This window comes from Butyricicoccus sp. AM05-1, from assembly GCF_003474415.1.
Classification (GTDB): Bacteria; Bacillota; Clostridia; order Oscillospirales; family Butyricicoccaceae; genus Agathobaculum; species Agathobaculum butyriciproducens.
This window is the reverse complement of the sequence record NZ_QUDG01000003.1, coordinates 98,646-116,901: the sequence shown is the minus strand read 5'-3', so window position 1 is coordinate 116,901 and position 18,256 is coordinate 98,646. Positions and strand designations below refer to the sequence as shown.

At 52.9% G+C, this 18,256-nt stretch carries 19 protein-coding genes and 1 pseudogene; 13 read left to right on the top strand and 7 right to left on the bottom strand.

Going from position 1 to position 18,256, the window contains the following annotated elements; genetic code table 11:
* Positions 1-34 precede the first annotated feature (34 nt).
* The 4 genes from DW088_RS06525 to DW088_RS06510 all read right to left on the bottom strand — a co-directional run bounded on the left by DW088_RS06525 (position 35) and on the right by DW088_RS06510 (position 3,909).
* Positions 35-1,216: a 4-hydroxybutyrate dehydrogenase gene (locus DW088_RS06525; RefSeq protein ID WP_227109720.1), complete on the bottom strand. Its 1,182-nt coding sequence runs from the start codon at positions 1,214-1,216 to the stop codon at positions 35-37.
* A 285-nt stretch (positions 1,217-1,501) separates the two neighbouring features.
* Positions 1,502-2,290: an amino acid ABC transporter ATP-binding protein gene (locus DW088_RS06520; RefSeq protein WP_118360151.1), complete on the bottom strand. Its 789-nt coding sequence runs from the start codon at positions 2,288-2,290 to the stop codon at positions 1,502-1,504.
* Positions 2,291-2,302: 12 nt separating this feature from the next.
* Positions 2,303-2,941: an amino acid ABC transporter permease gene (locus DW088_RS06515; RefSeq protein WP_118360150.1), complete on the bottom strand. Its 639-nt coding sequence runs from the start codon at positions 2,939-2,941 to the stop codon at positions 2,303-2,305.
* Between the two features lie 101 nt (positions 2,942-3,042).
* Positions 3,043-3,909, bottom strand: coding sequence for a transporter substrate-binding domain-containing protein (locus DW088_RS06510; protein ID WP_118360149.1), 867 nt, complete (start codon positions 3,907-3,909; stop codon positions 3,043-3,045).
* A 308-nt stretch (positions 3,910-4,217) separates the two neighbouring features.
* On the opposite strand from DW088_RS06510, the gene DW088_RS06505 reads away from it, so the two are divergent.
* Complete coding sequence (locus DW088_RS06505) at positions 4,218-5,558, top strand: butyryl-CoA:acetate CoA-transferase (RefSeq protein ID WP_118360148.1); 1,341 nt, start codon at positions 4,218-4,220, stop codon at positions 5,556-5,558.
* Between the two features lie 340 nt (positions 5,559-5,898).
* Here the strand turns inward: DW088_RS06505 and DW088_RS06495 are convergent, their stop codons facing one another.
* From DW088_RS06495 to DW088_RS06485, 3 genes are read right to left on the bottom strand one after another with little or no spacing between them, the layout of a single operon-like run.
* Positions 5,899-7,167 (bottom strand): sensor histidine kinase, encoded by a 1,269-nt coding sequence (locus DW088_RS06495; protein WP_118360146.1) that lies wholly within the window; start codon positions 7,165-7,167, stop codon positions 5,899-5,901.
* Positions 7,164-7,901 carry a LytR/AlgR family response regulator transcription factor gene (locus tag DW088_RS06490; protein WP_118360145.1) on the bottom strand — a complete coding sequence of 246 codons (738 nt, stop codon included), beginning with the start codon at positions 7,899-7,901 and terminating at the stop codon, positions 7,164-7,166. The genes DW088_RS06495 and DW088_RS06490 overlap by 4 nt, the downstream gene beginning before the upstream one ends.
* Before the next feature lie 36 nt (positions 7,902-7,937).
* Positions 7,938-8,672, bottom strand: coding sequence for a tRNA lysidine(34) synthetase (locus DW088_RS06485; protein WP_118360144.1), 735 nt, complete (start codon positions 8,670-8,672; stop codon positions 7,938-7,940).
* A 262-nt stretch (positions 8,673-8,934) separates the two neighbouring features.
* Between DW088_RS06485 and rplM the strand changes: the two genes are divergently transcribed.
* From rplM to DW088_RS06415, 12 genes and pseudogenes are all read left to right on the top strand, one after another.
* Positions 8,935-9,363: a 50S ribosomal protein L13 gene (gene rplM / locus DW088_RS06480; protein ID WP_116704844.1), complete on the top strand. Its 429-nt coding sequence runs from the start codon at positions 8,935-8,937 to the stop codon at positions 9,361-9,363.
* 14 nt (positions 9,364-9,377) lie between these two features.
* On the top strand, positions 9,378-9,785 hold the full coding sequence (gene rpsI / locus DW088_RS06475) for a 30S ribosomal protein S9 (RefSeq protein WP_110437409.1): 408 nt from the start codon (positions 9,378-9,380) through the stop codon (positions 9,783-9,785).
* Between the two features lie 466 nt (positions 9,786-10,251).
* Entirely contained in the window at positions 10,252-11,073 is an 822-nt protein-coding gene (locus DW088_RS06460) for a ParA family protein (protein ID WP_117453424.1), read from the top strand.
* Positions 11,030-11,965 carry a ParB/RepB/Spo0J family partition protein gene (locus tag DW088_RS06455; protein WP_117453425.1) on the top strand — a complete coding sequence of 312 codons (936 nt, stop codon included), beginning with the start codon at positions 11,030-11,032 and terminating at the stop codon, positions 11,963-11,965. Before DW088_RS06460 ends, DW088_RS06455 begins: the two co-directional genes overlap by 44 nt.
* Positions 11,966-11,977: 12 nt before the next feature.
* Entirely contained in the window at positions 11,978-12,256 is a 279-nt protein-coding gene (locus tag DW088_RS06450) for a DUF5720 family protein (RefSeq protein ID WP_117453426.1), read from the top strand.
* A 287-nt stretch (positions 12,257-12,543) separates the two neighbouring features.
* Positions 12,544-13,422 carry a DUF6017 domain-containing protein gene (locus DW088_RS06440; RefSeq protein WP_117453427.1) on the top strand — a complete coding sequence of 293 codons (879 nt, stop codon included), beginning with the start codon at positions 12,544-12,546 and terminating at the stop codon, positions 13,420-13,422.
* Positions 13,423-13,470: 48 nt separating this feature from the next.
* Complete coding sequence (locus DW088_RS06435; protein ID WP_027644087.1) at positions 13,471-13,833, top strand: DUF7768 domain-containing protein; 363 nt, start codon at positions 13,471-13,473, stop codon at positions 13,831-13,833.
* Positions 13,826-14,137 (top strand): DUF5720 family protein, encoded by a 312-nt coding sequence (locus DW088_RS06430; protein WP_117453428.1) that lies wholly within the window; start codon positions 13,826-13,828, stop codon positions 14,135-14,137. Before DW088_RS06435 ends, DW088_RS06430 begins: the two co-directional genes overlap by 8 nt.
* 101 nt (positions 14,138-14,238) lie before the next feature.
* On the top strand, positions 14,239-14,739 hold the full coding sequence (locus DW088_RS06425; protein ID WP_050005939.1) for a PcfB family protein: 501 nt from the start codon (positions 14,239-14,241) through the stop codon (positions 14,737-14,739).
* Positions 14,736-15,782: pseudogene (locus DW088_RS16720) on the top strand (type IV secretory system conjugative DNA transfer family protein); the annotation flags it as partial. The gene DW088_RS06425 and the pseudogene DW088_RS16720, both read left to right, overlap by 4 nt.
* Positions 15,783-15,842: 60 nt before the next feature.
* Positions 15,843-17,729 (top strand): recombinase family protein, encoded by a 1,887-nt coding sequence (locus tag DW088_RS16715; protein ID WP_330383013.1) that lies wholly within the window; start codon positions 15,843-15,845, stop codon positions 17,727-17,729.
* Positions 17,726-18,070 carry a TnpV protein gene (locus DW088_RS06415; RefSeq protein ID WP_085533511.1) on the top strand — a complete coding sequence of 115 codons (345 nt, stop codon included), beginning with the start codon at positions 17,726-17,728 and terminating at the stop codon, positions 18,068-18,070. The genes DW088_RS16715 and DW088_RS06415 overlap by 4 nt, the downstream gene beginning before the upstream one ends.
* Positions 18,071-18,256 lie beyond the last annotated feature (186 nt).

Here is an 18,256-nt window from a genome sequence, read left to right as displayed (position 1 = left end):
ACTCCCCGCCCTATTCAGGCGTTACATACGGAAATTAGAAGCACTCTTTGTATACGCGCTCGCTGAGCTCGATGCTCCACGGACGGTAAGAGTTAGTGATCAGACGCTGCTGGTTTGCATCAACAGACAGTGCAAATGCCTTAACGTCCTCTTCCTTGAAGCCGTACTCATGCAGCGGCTTCAGGTGCAGAACCTTCTCCAGGGTTACGTTCAGGGTGCGCAGAGCGTCGTCCTTGGTGCAGCCCAGGCAGCGAGCAACGATTTCCTTGAACTTGCCCAGCTCGCCAGCCGGCTCGTACTCGTCGTACATCTCGAGGATCTTGCCGAACAGAGCGTAGTTGGACTCGCCGTGCGGAACATGGTAGGTGCCGCCGAGCGGGAAGGACATGCCGTGTACGGTTGCACAGCCGGCCTTCAGGAATGCGATGCCTGCGAACAGGGAAGCGTGAACGAACTCGCCGAGGTAATCCATACGAGCGTCCGGGCCTTCCAGAGCGATGCGACGGAAGCCCTCGAGGATCATCTCCATAGCCTTAACGGAGAACATCTCGGAGGTAACGGTCTTGCGGTGCGGGGACAGGAAAGACTCGGTAGCGTGGATCAGAGCATCGATAGCGGATGCTGCGAACGGCTTGTACGGCAGGGTCTTGAGCAGATCCGGAACCAGGCAAACCTTGTTCGGGATGATGTCGTCGGAAACCAGGCCGAGCTTGGTATCGCCGCCGGTCAGCTTGCCGTCCTTCTCGTCCTTAACGATAGCAACAGAAATGTTGGTAACCTCAGAACCGGTACCGCAGGTGGTCGGGATAGCGATAACTTCCTTCTCATGTACAACAGGCTCGCGCTTGAAGTACAGCTCATGTACGGAGGTCGGGCGCTTGCAGCCGAGCAGCTTGCAAAGGTCCATGATAGCACCGCCGCCTACTGCGATTACGCGGTCGTAGGAATCGTACGGAATAGCCTCGTACATGGTCTCGATCATAGCCTCGGAAGGCTCGCCTGCACCGAACTTCTCCTGGAATACGAACTTGCTCTTGAGGCCAAGCTCTTCCATGAAGGGCTTGTAGATGAATTCGTTGGTCAGAACGACGTCGCGCTCGCCCAGCTTGAACTCCTCAGCGAAAGCACCAAAGGTGTCAAACTTGTAAATAGTCGGGGCAATGACGATCTCTCTCTTGTCCTTCATCAGGGAGGCGCTGAAAGCATCCATAGCCATAGTAGAAACATCTCCAATCAAAAATTTTATAAAAGGCCGTGCGGCTTTTTATTACATGATTTTACAGGGTGGTTTTTTCCTGTGTTCTTATTGTAGCAAATTTGCGCCAAAACTTCAACACAAACAAACAATAATTTCATCAAAAATTGACCAACTAAACCTGTACAAAAAGACAATAAAAAGTCCCGTAATCTTATTACGGGACTATTTTAACGTATTTATTGTGATTTGTAAATGGGGTAATGGTGAAAAGTACCGAAAAGTTTTTGCATAATTTTCCGTTCTTTAGCTGTTTTGCGAAAAACGGCTCAAAAATGCGCGGGTTCGCTCGTTATGTGCATTTTCAAATACCTCTGTCGGCGTGCCCTCCTCAACGATGGTGCCGCCGTCCATGAATACGACATGATCGGCCACATCGCGGGCAAATGCCATCTCGTGGGTGACGATGATCATGGTGGTGTGCTGGTCCGCCAGTGAGCGGATAACGCGCAGCACCTCGCCGGTCAGCTCGGGGTCAAGCGCCGAGGTCGGCTCGTCGAAGCACAGGATATCCGGCTTGAGCGCCAGTGCACGCGCAATGGCTACACGCTGCTGCTGACCGCCGGACAGCTGGTGTGGATAGTGGCTCATGCGGCCCTCGAGGCTCATCATCTCGAGCAGCTCGATGGCGCGGTGCTCGATCTGCTCGTGAATCTCGCGTTTTTTCTGCTTGTAGTCCGGGCGTTCCTTGGCCTGCAGCAGGGGAGCGAGCATGACGTTCTCGAGTGCGGTGTACTGCGGGAACAGATTGAACGACTGGAACACCATGCCGAAGTGCAGACGGTTCTTGCGAATCTGCGCATCGCTCTTGGCGGCATGGTCGGCAGCGTCGAGCAGTGTCTCGCCGTTTACGATGATCTTACCCTCATTCGGGGTTTCGAGAAAATTCAGGCAGCGCAGCAGCGTGGTCTTGCCCGAGCCGGACGAGCCGATGATGGCAAGCGCCTTGCCGCGCTCCAATGTAAAACTGATGTCTTTGAGCACCTTGGTAGAGCCGAAGTTCTTATAAAGGTGCTGTACCTCCAGAATAGGCATAACGGCTCCTCCTTATTTAAAGTAATCCATTTTCTTTTCGATCCAGCCGAACAGCAGGGTCAGAATGCCGCTGAACAGCAGGTAGAATACGGCGGTGTAGAACAGCGGCCAGATAATGCCAGGGTTCTTGACGAACTTTTCGCCTGCCCACAGCACCTCGTACACCGCGATGGTACGCGCCAGTGCGGTATCTTTAACAAGGTTGATAAACTCGTTGCCCATCGGCGGGATAACGCGCTTGATGACCTGCAGCAGCGTTACCTTGAAGAAGATCTGGCTCTTGGTCATGCCGAGCACCTGACCGGCCTCATACTGGCCGCTCGGGATACCCTGAATGCCGCCGCGGAAGATCTCCGAGAAGTAGCAGGCGTAGTTGATGACGAACGCCACCAGCGCAGCGGTGAAGCGCGGCAGCTTGATTCCCCACACCAGAGCAGGGCCATAGTAGATGATGATGATCTGGAGCATGAGCGGTGTGCCGCGGACGATCCAGACGATGATTTTGATGAGTGCGCGCAGCGGAGTAATGCGGCTCATCGAGCCGAAGCTGATAAGCAGGCCGAGCGGCAGAGCGAATACCAGCGTCAGGCAGAAAAGCTGTACGGTGGTAACAAAGCCGCCCATCAGGCTGAGTGTTACATTGGCAAACATGTCGTTTCCTCTTTACCTCTTTTTTACTTTATTTCCTGTGATACATAAGGCAGAAGACGGTAGTCCGCCTTCTGCCTTATATTGAACTGGGGAATGGGAGATTAAGCCTCCGGATCTACGATTGCTTCCTGTACGCCGTACTTCTGAGCGAAGGAAAGAACAATGCCGTCCTTGTAGGCGCCCTTGTAGAAGTTGTTGAATGCTTCGGTCAGGTCAGAACCCTTGCGGAAGCCTACAACGTAGTTCTCGTCCTCCTCGCCGTTGGCCTCGTTGAGGTTTACGGTGTAGGTCAGGTTCGGGTAGCTGGTGCCCTCGCCGATCATAGCGCCTGCCATCAGCAGGTCGATCACGCAGGCATCAGAGGTGCCTGCGGCAACCTCCATCAGTGCGTCAGCCTGAGACTGAACTGCGGTTGCATTCAGACCGGCAGCCTGTGCAGCAGCCTCACCGGCAGAGCCGGACTCAACCGCGAAGGTCATATCCTTGATGGACTCGATGTCCTTGGCAGCGTCGGCCTTGTCGGACGGAACAACAACAACCTGTGCGTTGGTTGCATACGGGTCGGAGCAGTTCATGGAGGTCTTGACCTCATCGGTCAGGGTCATGCCGTTCCAAACAGCGTCAACGCCCTTGGAATCCAGCTCCATGATCTTGTTGTCCCAGTTGATCTCGATGAACTCAGCTTTTACGCCCAGGCTCTCAGCGAAAGCCTTTGCCATGTCCGCGTCAAAGCCGACCCACTCGTCCGAGCCGTCTTCCTTATAATCCATCGGTGCGAAATCCGTGATGCCGATAACCAGCTTGCCGTTGCTCTTTACATAATCCACATCGCTCTCAGCGGAAGCCGAGGTATCAGCCGCATCGGCACTCGAGTCGTCGGTCTTGGCAGCAGAGCCGCCGCAGCCGGACAGCACGGATACACTCATTGCGCCTGCCATCAGCAGTGCGAGAAGTTTCTTCGTCTTCATTTTTAGAAAACCTCCTGTAATTCGGTTCATATCTTGTTTACTATTATAACACTTTAGCGCAGAAAATCAACCCCTGATTTTCATGCAGATTTTCAGCATTTTTGAAGGATAATCGGGCGGTATTTTGTGCAAAATCTAAAATAACAGGGTGAAATATATGGAAAAGAGGGCGGGGAGCGGTTGGAACGGATTCTCACTCTTTTTTGCGAACCTGTGTTGACCTGTACCAAAAAAGAGATTATAATCATAAGTAAGCATGATTGTTAAAGAATAAACAATGAAGAACAAGTAAGACGGAGGGAATCAGCGTGGATTATACTGCACTGTATCAGCAGAAGCTGACAACGGCGGATGAAGCCGTTAAAGTTGTTAAATCGGGTGACTGGGTAGACTACGGCTGGTGTACGGGTACGCCTGTTGCACTGGACAAGGCACTTGCTGCCCGCATGGGCGAGCTGGAGGACGTAAACTTCCGCGGCGGCGTACTCATGCGCCGACCGGCGGTATTCGATATTCCGGATGCAGCCGATAAGATCACCTGGAACTCGTGGCACATGTCCGGCATTGAGCGCAAGGCATGCATGGAGGGCTTCGGCTTTTACAGCGCACTGCGCTACTCCGAGATGCCGCGCTGGTACCGCGAGAATGTCCGTCATGTCAATGTAGCCATGATTCAGGTGGCGCCGATGGACGCACATGGCTGGTTCAGCTTCGGTCCGCAGGCTTCGCACCTGAAAGCCATCTGCGATGTATCCGATGTTATCATCGTTGAGGTCAACAAGTATATGCCGCGCTGCCTTGGTGGCTTTGAGGACGGCATTCACATTTCGCAGGTGGATATGATCGTTGAGAGCGACACCGAAATGCCGCAGATGGGCGCAGGCGGCGAGCCGACCGAGGTTGATAAGGCGGTTGCAAAGCTGATCGTGGAGGAAATCCCGAACGGCGCGTGCCTGCAGCTGGGCATCGGCGGCATGCCGAATACCGTAGGCTCGATGATCGCGGAGTCCGACCTGAAGGACCTCGGCGTTCATACTGAAATGTACGTTGACGCTTTCGTTGACATCTCCCGTGCAGGCAAGATCAACGGCTCGAAGAAGGCCATCGACCGCGGCCGTCAGGTGTTCGCGTTCGGCGCAGGCACCCAGAAGCTGTACGATTTTGTAAATGATAATCCGGAGTGCATGTCTGCACCGGTATCCTATACTAACGATGCGCGCACCATCGCACAGATCGACAACTTCATTTCCATCAACAATATCGTGGATGTGGATCTGTTCGGCCAGATGAACGCAGAAAGTGCCGGTGTCAAGCAGATTTCCGGTGCAGGCGGTCAGTTGGACTTCGTTCTGGGCGCGTATCTGTCCAAGGGCGGCAAGAGCTTTATCTGCTGCTCGTCCACCTTTAAGAAGAAGGACGGCACGCTCGAGAGCCGTATTCGTCCGACGCTCGAGAACGGATCGGTCGTTACCGATGCCCGTCCGTGCGCGCACTGGTTTGTCACCGAGTACGGCAAGGTAAACCTCAAGGGTCTGACTGCATGGCAGCGTGCAGAGGCTCTGATCTCGGTTGCGCATCCGGATTTTCGTGAGCAGCTGATTCAGGAAGCGGAGAAGATGCGTATCTGGAAGCGCTCCAATAAGAGATAAAATGCTGTCAGCGGAACTACAGTTCCGCACGGTGTTTGCTACTGTTTATAAGAAAACGCTCTGTGAAAACAGAGCGTTTGAGGCTGTCGAAAAACTATCGTTTTTCGAGCAGCCTCTCGATCGAAACCACGCTTTCGATCGAATGCTGAAGAAAAACCGCGTCCTCCGGAAACATTTTTTCTTCCCTTGTATAAAAACCGAGGTACACGCCCCCGGTTTTTATGAATTTGCTGCGCAAATTCTATTTTATACGTGCTGTCGCACGAAGCACAAAATAGAAATCTGACTTTTTCGACAAGCTGAAACGCTCTGTGAAAACAGAGCGTTTTTTCTTATGTGATTAAAGAGAGATACGCAGAATAAACTGCTGATTCTTAACCGAAAAGCTGTATACACCGCCGTATCGCTCGACGATGCTGCAAATGCTGTGCACACCGATGCCGTGTCCGGCGCGGTCGGAGACCGGCACGCCGTGGCTGAACTGCACCGGCTGCGTGCAGTCGTTGACAACCTGCAGGAAGAACTTTCCGGATTTTTCGTAGGCCTGCACCTCAATATGTCCGGGAACACCGTCTGCGCGCTCGCTGCATGCGTGAATCGCATTCTCAAGTGCGTTGGAGAGCAGCACGCACAGGTCGCTCTCGGCAAGCGGCAGCTGATTGGGCAGCACGGCATGCACCGCAAGCGGGATGCCCTGCGCCTTGGCGCGGTCGGCAAACGATGAGAGAATCAGGTTTGCGGCCTCGTTTTCGCAGTAAACGGTCACGCGGCTGGCTTCGATTTCCTCGCTGATGGAGTGAATGTACTGCAGTGCCTGCTCATACTGCTCATTCTCGATGCAGGCGGTGATGTACTGCAGATGATGCCGCAGATCATGCCGGTAGGCGCGGGTTTTCTGCTGAGAGATACGCAGTGCTTCAATCTCACGAACGGCCTGATGCACCTGCAGGTCAAGATTGCTTTTCAGCTCCTCCAAACGCAGCCGTGCGTGCTGCTCTCTGGAAATGTGAATCAGGAACAGCAGGTATGCCGCACTGCACACGAACGGCATGAACTCCACGACTACGGCCGAACCGGAGAACAGCAGGTCGGTGTAAACGCGGGTAGCATAGTCAAACGCATAGTACACCGCGGGCACAATGCCGAACTGACACTGCACCGCCCGCGAATACTGCGACACCGACCGGATGGCAGGTGCGGCCTTGAGCAGCAGAATGAGCATCGGCACGGTGACGATTATTTCCACAGCGTACTGCATGGTGTCTCCGCCGGAGAAGATAGCGACCGCGATCAGCGCCAGCCAGCGCCGCAGCTGACAGCACAGGTACGCCGTCAGCACGGAAATCACCGGCCACAGGCGTTCGTGACTGAGCGAGCACAGCGCGAGCACAAGCGGCAGGTGGGTGTGCAGCGGATACAGATAGCGTCCGAAGCCCGGGTCCACACCGAGGTAGGCGATGCCGGACAGGCAGAAGATCATCAGCGTGTACAGCAGCATGCGCTTTTTCGCCTTGGGCGTCCAGTGGATATTGCAGAATGCCGCAGAGAGCGCGATGCCGAACAGCGTAACGGCAACGGAGTTGCAAAGGTCAACAGCGAGTGCGATCATGTCAGGAACACCTGCTCTTTCTGAAAGGCGTGTTCAAGGTACGCATCCTTGATGTCGTTGTAGCGTCCGCGCGGAATGGGCAGCTCGGCACGGCTGGACATGACAAGCGTTTTCGGCGTGATCGTCTGGATATGCTCTAAATTTACAAGGTAGGAGCGGTGAATGCGCAGAAAATTCCTGTGTTCGGCAAGGCTTTCGCACAGGCTGTCCATGCTGCCGGCGGCTTCGAGCACGGTGCCGTCAGTCTTGTGCAGCAGCAGGGAACGGCGGATGACCTCGCAGTATTCCAGTTTGTCCAGTTCAACGCGCGTGATGCCGGTTCTGCAGCGCAGAATCAGGCTGGCGCTGCTCTCACGCGAGCAGGCGGCAATGACCGAATCCATCAGCCGGAAGAAGCTTTCCGGCCAGATCGGCTTGAGCTGATAGAAATACGCGCCCACCGTATACGACTGCACGGCAAACTCTGCGGATGAGGTGAGAAAGATGATCTTCACGTTGGAGTCGTACTGACGGATCTCGCGGGCGGCTTCGATGCCGTTTTCACCGGGCATGAGCACATCGAGCAGCAGAATGTCAAAGCGTGCGCCCTTTTCGATGGACGCCAGCAGCTCGAACGGGCTTTGGAAGGCCGTAGGGGCGATATCGGCGTTGTGTTCCGCACGGTAGCTGCCGAGCAGCTCGTGCAGTTCATCGAGCACGCTGAGATCGTCGTCGCAGAAGCCAATCTGGATCATGGTTCTCATCTCCTTTCTTTTTATACAGGGAACAGATCATTTGTAATCGCGGCGGGTCTTGTCCGGTTCCCAGCCCTCGAGCGGGTAGCGCTGCATGGCGCCGAAAATGCGCTCGCGCACACCGGGCATGGTCTTTTCGAGACTTTTCAGCAAATCCTTGATCTCCTGCCGCTTGGTGTTGCCGTCCGCCGGACACGGATTGTGCACGATCGGCAGCTCATGCCGTTTGGCGAACGAACGCACATAATACTCCGGCACATACAGCAGCGGACGAATGAGCGTGATGTCGGCACGGTCGAGGTAGGTTACCGGCGAAAAGCACGAAATGCGGCCTTCATAAAATAAGGAAAGCATGTAGGTCTCCACCACATCGTCAAAGTGATGGCCGAGCGCAACCTTGCTGCAGCCTGCCTTGCGGGCGGCATCGTGCAGGGCACCGCGGCGCAGCTTGGCACAGAGCGAGCAGGGGTTTTCCTCATGGCGGATATCAAACACGATAGGGCCGATCTGGGTGGGGACGCGGATGTACTCGACGCCCAGCTTGTCGCACAGCGTCTGTACAGGGGAAAAGTCCATCTCATCATAGCCCATCTCCAATGTAATAGCCACGACTGTAAAATGGTGCGGATAAAAGCGACTCAGCTGGCTGAGCGCCACGAGCAGCGCGAGCGAGTCCTTGCCGCCGGAAACACCGACCGCAATCCTGTCGCCCTCGTCTATCATATGGTAATGGTCCACCGCACGGCGGACATAGGAAAGCATTTTCTGCATAACAGTCTCCTTTTTGATCGTACATATTAAAATTTATCAGAAAACATCAAAAATCGCAAATGCAAAAAATGAAATGCAAAGTGAGTATTCGTTAGTATGAGAGAGATTGGAAGAGAAAACAAGAGAATGTATTGGATTGCAGATATTTTTTCAAAATTTCGCTTGACTTGCGCAAAATGATGTGTTTTAATAAATATGCTCGTTTCGAGCGATCAAACAGTTGTCAAAGTATTTTTGATATATATAAACGGAGGAAAAAACCATGTCTACTTTTATGGCTAAGGCAGAAAATGTCGAGCGTAAGTGGTATGTACTGGACGCAGCTGGCAAGCCGCTGGGCCGTACTGCTGCAACCGCTGCAATGCTGCTTCGCGGCAAGCACAAGACCACGTTCACTCCCCATGTTGACTGCGGCGATTTCGTAATCATCGTCAACGCTGACAAGGCGGTTCTGACCGGTAAGAAGCTCACCCAGAAGTACTATCGTCATCACACCGGCTGGGTCGGCGGTCTGAAGGAAGTTCAGTACAAGACCCTGATGGCTGAGAAGCCGGAGTTCGCTATGCAGCTCGCAGTTAAGGGCATGCTGCCGAAGAATTCCATCGGCCGTCAGTCCGCTACCCGTCTGAAGGTATTTGCTGGCGAGAACCACAATCATCAGGCTCAGAAGCCCGAGAACTGGGAAAAGTAAGGGAGGATTAACTGATGTATACACCTAAGAAGGCATATTTCTATGGCACCGGCAGAAGAAAGTCCTCTGTTGCCCGCGTTCGTCTTTTCCCGGGCGGCACCGGTGAGATCAAGATCAACAACCGCACCATCGACAACTACTTCGGTCTAGAGACCCTGAAGATGGTTTGCCGTCAGCCGTTCGAAGTAACCGGCACCGAGGGCAAGTTCGACGTAGAGTGCACCGTAACCGGCGGCGGCTTCACCGGCCAGGCTGGCGCAATCCGTCACGGCATCGCTCGTGCTCTGCTGCAGGCTGATTCCGACCAGTACCGCGCAGCTCTGAAGGCTGCCGGCTTCCTGACCCGCGATCCGCGTATGAAGGAACGTAAGAAATACGGTCTCAAAGCAGCTCGTCGCGCTCCGCAGTTCAGCAAGCGATAATCGACTGCTCAGACTATATCAAAATGGTTCAAAAACCCCGGAAAATCAAGGTTTTCCGGGGTTTTACTATATCTAAACGGGATGATATGGTTTGACCAAATTTGGCAAAACGAGAGCCGTTTTCACCCAATTTTTAGTGGTCCGCAAGTGGTTAACTGGCCAAAAAGAGGGCGAAAAGAGGGGTAAGTGGTTCCCAAAGTGGTTAACCGAGAGCCGATTTTAGGGGTGCTTTTCAGCCCTCCTTCCCCTCGTTTTTTTGGCTGTGGCAGTTTGGCATAGTTTGAGCTAATTTGAATAATTGAATATGAATTTGATGTAGCACACAGTATAAATGCTGGGTGCTTTTTTCATTTCAGGAACTCGTATTCCGGCGATAGAAAGAGCCGTCACTTCACTGTTAATTTTGAAGTGGCGGCTTTTTCTATTTCCAGAAGCAACAGCAATAATTAGAAATGAGGTGAAGTCAATGAACACGCAAATCATCGCCATTGCCAACCAGAAAGGCGGCGTTGGCAAGACAACGACCTGTGCCAACTTGGGAATCGGGCTGGCGCAGGCCGGAAAGAAAGTCCTTCTGATCGACGGGGACCCACAAGGGAGCCTGACAATCAGCCTGGGAAATCCGCAACCGGACAAGTTGCCATTTACATTGTCCGATGCAATGGGCAAAATTTTGATGGATCAGCCTATACGCACTGGAGAAGGTATTCTGCATCATGCGGAAGGCATTGACCTGATGCCTGCGGACATCCAGTTATCCGGTATGGAGGTATCCCTGGTAAATGCCATGAGCCGTGAGACTATCTTGCGGCAATATCTGGACACGCTGAAGGGGCAATACTCCCATATTCTCATCGACTGTCAGCCCTCCCTGGGGATGCTCACGGTCAATGCGCTGGCCGCTGCGAACAGGATCATCATTCCCGTTCAGGCGGAGTATCTGCCCGCCAAAGGGTTGGAACAGCTGCTCTCCACGGTAAACAAGGTAAAGCGGCAGATCAACCCCAAGATCCAGATAGACGGTATCCTGCTGACGATGGTGGACAGCCGAACCAACTTTGCCAAAGAGATCTCCGCGCTCCTGCGTGAGACCTATGGCAGCAAGATCAAAGTATTCGGCACAGAGATTCCCCATTCTGTCCGGGCAAAGGAAATCAGCGCCGAGGGAAAAAGTATTTTTGTCCATGACCCTGGCGGCAAGGTGGCAGAGGGGTATCGAAATCTGACGAAGGAGGTGTTGAAACTTGAAAAGCAGCGCGAAAAAAATAGAGCTGGCCTCGGTAGATGATCTGTTCTCCACCGAAGAAGGCCGTCAGGATGCAAAGCTGGAAAAGATTCAGGAGATTCCGCTGTCTGAACTGCATCCCTTTAAGAACCACCCATTCAAAGTCAAGGATGACGAAGCCATGATGGAGACCGCTGACAGTATCAAGCAGTATGGCGTTCTGGTTCCGGTGATTGCTCGACCGGACCCGGAGGGCGGTTATGAGCTGGTAGCCGGACACAGGCGGCACAGAGCCAGTGAGCTGGCAGAAAAGGAGACTATGCCGGTCATTGTTCGGGATTTGGATGATGATGCCGCCACGATCATTATGGTTGACAGCAACTTACAACGAGAAAGTCTGCTCCCCAGTGAAAGAGCATTTGCTTATAAAATGAAACTGGATGCCATGAAACATCAAGGAGAGCGAGTGGATTTAACTTGTGCCCAACTTGGGCACAAGTCCGATGGTAGGAAATCCAGAGATGTTTTAGCTGAACAGGTTGGGCAGAGTAAAAATCAAATTCAGAGATTTATCCGCCTGACGGAGCTTATCCCCGAACTGCTGGATATGGTGGATGAAAAGAAGATTGCCCTGAACCCTGCCTATGAGCTGTCCTTTCTCAAAAAGGAGGAACAGGTAGACCTGTTGGACGCGATGGACAGCGAACAGGCTACCCCTTCTCTTTCTCAAGCCCAGCGGCTCAAGAAATACAGTCAGGAGGGGCATCTGACCCTCGATATGATGCGTGTCATCATGGGTGAGGAAAAGAAAAGCGATCTGGACCGAGTGACATTTACCTCTGACACCTTGCGGAAGTATTTCCCTAAAAGCTATACGCCCCAGCGGATGCAGGAAACCATCATCAAGTTGCTGGAGGCATGGCAGAAAAAGCGTCAGAGAGACCAGGAACGATGAAAGGAGCCGCCTATGAGGGATATTTCAGCCCGTGAGCTGAAAGGACACAACATTCTCGCCGTAGAGAGGTTTTGGGATAACACCCGCTGGATGATTGAGTTTTCCGTCCTGCGTCCCAGCACAGCTTACGGTAGTCCCGGAGAGGAAATGCGGTTGTTTTTAACCGAGGACGGGTATCAGGCCGCCCTGCAAAGCCAGCAGCGCCGGGAGATCAAGATCAAGCGTTACGCTCGTGTGATTGAGGGACATATCCTCGATTTCAAACCGGGAAAACACCGCCGCCACTCATAAACAAATCATTACTGCGAAAGGAAAGGATTGAAATGTGTACTGTAAAGGAAATCCGGGAAGCAATCCGGGAGGATTGCCATTCCCAGCATGGTATGGAATTTATAGAGATTGACCGTGTTCTGCAAACTCTGCCATTCTCTCAGGGAAATGACTTGTTGGATAAACCGCCCATTTCCAAGCGCCCCTACCGGCGCAGAAAAAGTGAACAAAACAGCTGACTGCCACAATTCTTTTTACAGGAGTGTGGCTTTTTTCATACCCTGAGAAATTTGGAAGGAGTGAGGTCGATGGCCGTTTTTCGCATTGAACGGACCCGTGATTATACCGTGATGAGCAATCATCATTTACGAAATGCAAATCTGTCGTTAAAAGCCAAGGGGCTGCTTTCCATGATGCTGTCTTTGCCAGAGGACTGGAATTACACCACCCGTGGTCTTGCAAAGATTTGTAAGGAGGGCGTGGATGCCATAGGCGCTGCGTTGCGGGAATTGGAGGCTGCCGGTTACATTGTGCGGCACAAACTGCGTGACCGCCAGGGACGCATCAGTGATACGGAGTATGTCATATATGAGCAGCCACAGCCGAAGAACCCGGATACGCCCCAGCCGGATATGGCTTCACCAGATACGGAAAACCCGGATATGGTAAAACCGGATACGGAAAAGCCCGCAGAATTAAATATAGAGAAATCAAATACAGAAAAAACAATTACTTATGGATCAAGTACCGATTCTATTCCCTTCCGGGAGGCAGCGGCAGCACAGCTGCCGGAACGGAAAGGAAGGGATGCGATGTCTGTCTCAGAGATGGAAAGTTATCGGGATTTGATTCTGGAGAACATCGAGTATGACCACCTGTGCCGGGAGTTTACCACCTACCGGGAGGACCTGGACGAGATTGTGGAGCTGATGGTGGAGACCGTCTGCGCTAAGCGGAAAACCACCCGGATCGCTGGCAGCGACTTCCCCCATGAGGTGGTCCGCTCCCGTTTTTTGAAGCTGGATTGCTCCCACATCGAGTTTGTCATGGAATGCCTGCGGAACAATACCACCGAAATCCGCAACATGAAGCAGTATCTGCTTGCGGTGCTGTTTAATGCGCCGACCACGATCAGCAACCACTACACCGCACAAGTTAACCACGATATGTACGCAGGCGGCTGGTAAACAGCCGCTTTTCTGCTGCCCGAAAATACCGGGAGAAAGGATTTTGCCATGAAACGACCTCTTGCCTACATTACGGCTCCCTGGAGCAACAGCCAGTATGAGAACGCCGAGAACGCTGCGGCCTACTGCCGTCAGGTGTACGATGCCGGGTATTCGCCCATCTGCCCGGTGCTGTTCCTGCCTACCTTCCTCAAAGACGAGATTCCCCAGGAACACAAGGACGGGCTGGATATGGCGCGGGACTACCTGCGCCGGTCCCATGTGCTGGTGGTCTGCGGCCACGGCATCGACGAGACCGTGAAGAATGACATTGCCACCGCCGAGCGCCTGCGGATCACCGCCACCACCCTGGACGGTATCCTGGCCGTGAAGGGCCAGGGACGCGGGAAAGGAGGTGCACGCCATGCCTGAGCGTAAGACCGTGGGCCAGCTGATGGAGGAAATGCGCCTCAAAGCCGGGGCGCAGAACTACCACGGCCATGAGTACATGGATTTGGAGCGGTTTGCCGAGGACACCCGGCACATGATTATCTTCGATGTGCTGACCGACGATTCCCCGGTGGGCTGGAAAGGTGAACGGAACCGCCTGTTTCTGACGGAGGCCGGATACCAGAAAAGCCTGGAGAACCAGGAAAAGGGCCACATCAAGATTCTCAGCCATGCCAAAGTGCGCCAGGGCCATCTGTACTATGACCGCTCCGACCAGCTGCGCTGAAAGGAGCCTGACATGCTGAAATACCTGCTGCGGCGGCTGGTGGTCCCACCTTAGTATCAAGTGCCACCCCTGCAAAATCCGTGGAAAGGAGGCGATGACCTATGCAGGAGGAAGTGGAAAACAGGACTTTGACGCTGGTAGTCAGCGGAACAAAGTTTACCGGGCGGTTGATGAAAGCCGCCATCACCAAGTACCTTGCCCACCGCAAGGAAAAGAAGCTGCAAAAGCAGAGAAGCCGTGACGCGCCTGTGAAGCCCCAGGGCAAGCAGACGGTGAAACAGCTGATTGGTCAGAACCAAGGGGTTTCCAACATCGAGATCACCGACCCCTCCATCAAGGAGTTTGAGAAGATCGCGCGGAAATACGGTGTGGACTATGCGGTGAAGAAGGACCGCAGCAGCTCCCCACCCAAGTACCTGATCTTTTTCAAGGGTCGGGACGCGGATGCCCTGACCGCTGCTTTTACCGAGTACACCGGGAAAAAGGTCAGGAAGGCGGAGAAATCCGAGCGTCCGTCCGTGCTGGCAAAGTTGAGCCAGTTCAAAGAGCTGGTGAAACACGCCGTCGTGGACCGGAACAAGCGGAAGGAGCTGGAACGATGAAAAAGCAGCTGAACATCAAAAAGCTCATTTTGCTGAACCTGCCGTATATCCTGATGGGGCTTTTCTCCACCAACTTCGGTGAAGCGTGGCGGATGGCCGTGGGTGCGGACGCTTCGGCAAAAATGCTCTCGTTCTTCTCCACGCTGCCGATGGCGCTGACCAGCTGGTGGCCCAGCCTGCACCCGCTGGACCTGCTGGTGGGCCTGTGCTGCGGCGGCGGCCTGCGGCTGGCTGTGTACCTGAAAAGCAAGAACGCCAAGAAGTACAGGCACGGCATGGAATACGGTTCCGCCCGTTGGGGAACCCATGAGGACATTGCACCCTACATCGACCCGGTATTCCAGAACAATGTGATTCTGACGAAAACGGAGAGCCTGACAATGAACAGCCGCCCCAAGGACCCAAAGACCGCCAGAAACAAAAATGTGCTGGTGATTGGCGGCTCCGGTTCCGGTAAGACCCGCTTCTGGCTCAAACCGAATCTGATGCAGATGCACAGTTCCTATGTGGTCACAGACCCGAAGGGAACCATTTTGGTGGAGTGCGGAAAAATGCTCCAAAGGGGCGCACCCAAGCTGGGGAAAGACGGAAAGCCTATGAAGGATAAGCACGGCAAGGTCATTTATGAGCCGTACCGAATCAAGGTCCTAAATACCATCAACTTCAAGAAGTCCATGCACTATAACCCTTTCGCCTATATCCATAGCGAAAAGGACATCTTGAAGCTGGTAACAACGCTGATCGCCAATACCAAAGGCGAAGGCAAGGCCGGAGACGATTTCTGGGTAAAAGCAGAAACCTTGTTGTACTGCGCGCTTATTGGCTATATCCATTATGAGGCTCCGGTGGAGGAACAAAACTTCTCCACCCTCATTGAGTTCATCAACGCCATGGAAGTCCGTGAGGATGACGAGGAGTTCAAAAACCCCGTAGACCTGATGTTTGATGCACTGGAAGCCGAGAAGCCAAACCACTTTGCGGTGCGCCAGTATAAGAAATATAAGCTGGCCGCTGGTGTTGTATGCTCTAAAAGACTTCTTAATCAAGCGGTTGGGAAGTCTCTTAGAACACACAACCTAAAACCGAAGAAAGGAGCGCAAGTTATGAGAAAAAACGAGAAAATCACTGCTCTGTACGAACGACTGAGCCGTGATGACTTTGGCAAAGATGATGACCAACAGCGTGAGAGCAATTCCATTTCCAATCAAAAAGCTATGTTGGAGGAGTTCGCCGCACGGCAGGGCTTTACAAACATTGTCCATTTCACAGACGATGGCATTAGCGGCACCTGCTTTGACCGCCCCGGATTTTTGGCAATGATGAAAGAGGTTGAAGCCGGGAATGTGGAGTACCTGTGTATCAAGGACATGAGTCGCATGGGTCGTGACTATCTGAAAGTCGGTCAGATTATGGAAATCCTGCGTCAGCGTGGCGTTCGCCTTATCGCCATCAATGACGGCGTGGACAGTGCCAGAGGGGACGATGATTTTACCCCTTTCCGCAACATTATGAACGAGTATTACGCCAGAGACACCAGCCGTAAAATCCGTTCCACTTTCCAGTCCAAAGGCAAGTCCGGCAAGCACCTCACAGGCACAGTCATTTACGGCTATCTCTGGAACGAAGCCAGAGACCAATGGTTGGTTGACCCCGAAGCCGCAGAGGTGGTCAAGCGTATCTTTGCCATGACGATTGAGGGCTACGGTCCGTATCAGATCGCCAGCAAGCTGAAAGAAGAAAAAATCCTCATTCCGTCCGCTTACCTTGCCCAGCACGGCGAGGGCGTGAACAAGAATAAGACTTTCAAAGATGTGTACGGCTGGGGTTCTTCCACCATCTGCAACCTTCTTGAAAAGCGTGAATATCTGGGACACACCGTCAATTTCAAGACCCGAAAGCACTTCAAGGACAAGAAAAGCCATTATGTCCCGGAGGACGAATGGACGATTTTTGAGAATACCCATGAGCCTATCATTGACCAGCAGACCTTTGACCTTGTGCAGAAAATCCGTGGGAATGTCAGACGCTACCCGGACGGCTGGGGCGAAGCAGCTCCCCTCACAGGCTTGCTTTATTGTGCCGATTGCGGCGGCAAGATGTATGTCCACCGAACCAATAACGGCAAGCGCATTTCTCAATACACCTGCTCACAGTACACCAAAGTTCCTTGCGGAACGCTCTGCAAGACCCAGCACCGTATCAATGAAGATGTGGTACTGTCCCTTGTCTCTGAAATGCTGAAAGCCATTGCCGAGTATGCCAAGCATGACCGAGCCGAGTTTGTCCGTGTGGTGCAGGAAGCGCAGTCCAGCCAGCAGACCACAGAGGTCAGGAAACATCGGACACGCCTTGCCACAGCAAAGCAGAGAGTTTCCGAGCTGGAAGTCCTGCTCTGCAAGATCTATGAGGACAACATTTTAGGCAAGCTGTCCGACAGCAGATACGCCACTCTGGACGCTCAATACGAAAAGGAACAGTCCGAGCTTACCGCTGAAATCTCTGTTCTGGAAAAGGCTGTCAAGAGCTATGAGAAGCACGAAAAGGACGCTGACCGTTTTATCGCTCTGATTGACAAATATGAGAACTTCGACAAGCTGACCATTGCCATGCTCAACGAGTTTATCGAGAAAATCCTTGTGCATGAGCGTGACCGCAAAGGCAGTATACAGACCACACAGGAGGTCGAGATTTACTTCAATTTTGTTGGGCGATTCGTTCCCCCGGCGTTTGGAGAAGTGGAGCTGACCCCGGAAGAATTAGAGGAAATCCGCAAGCGTGAGGAACGCAAGGACAGGCTTCATCAGAACTACTTGAAGCGGAAAGCCAGCGGAGCACAGAAGCAATACGAGGACAAAATCAAAAAGCGGAAAAAGGCAGAAATCGAAGCTAAGAAAGCCGCCATTCGTGCGGAGGACATTGCAAAGGGCGTGTTCGTTCCTGTCAGCAGTTTACCGCAGAGAGAGCCGATGAAAGGAGTACAAACAGCATGAATATCACTTATACACAGAACGGCGATTATCTTATCCCGAACATCGTTATCCGCAAGACCAAACCCCTCGGACACTACGGCAGACTTCGCAAGGCGTATCTGGAAATGCACCGTCCGATACTGTTCAATGAGCTGGTGCTATCCGACAAGCTCTTTGAGCATTGCGCCGAGATTGACGAAGCGGCACGAAATCGCATGGAGCTGATCGTGCCGCAACTGGCAAAGCAGTACGGCGTGACCGAAAGGCTGAAAGCCGAAAACCAAATGGAATGGGTGCGGCAGATGAACGCTTGCAAGGCACAGGCAGAGGAGATTGTGAAAGCGGAATTGATTTACGATTGATCGAGGAAGTCCGGGCAGAAAACTGTTCGGACTTTTCTCATATAGTCCAAAGTTGCGGTAGAAATGTTCACAAGTTTTATGGTACAATTTATGCGAATAAAGAAAACGGAAAATTAGAATCTAACAAGAGAATGTGGTTGTATGAAAAAATCCATATTAGTATTTTGGGCAATCGTGTGTCTGTTA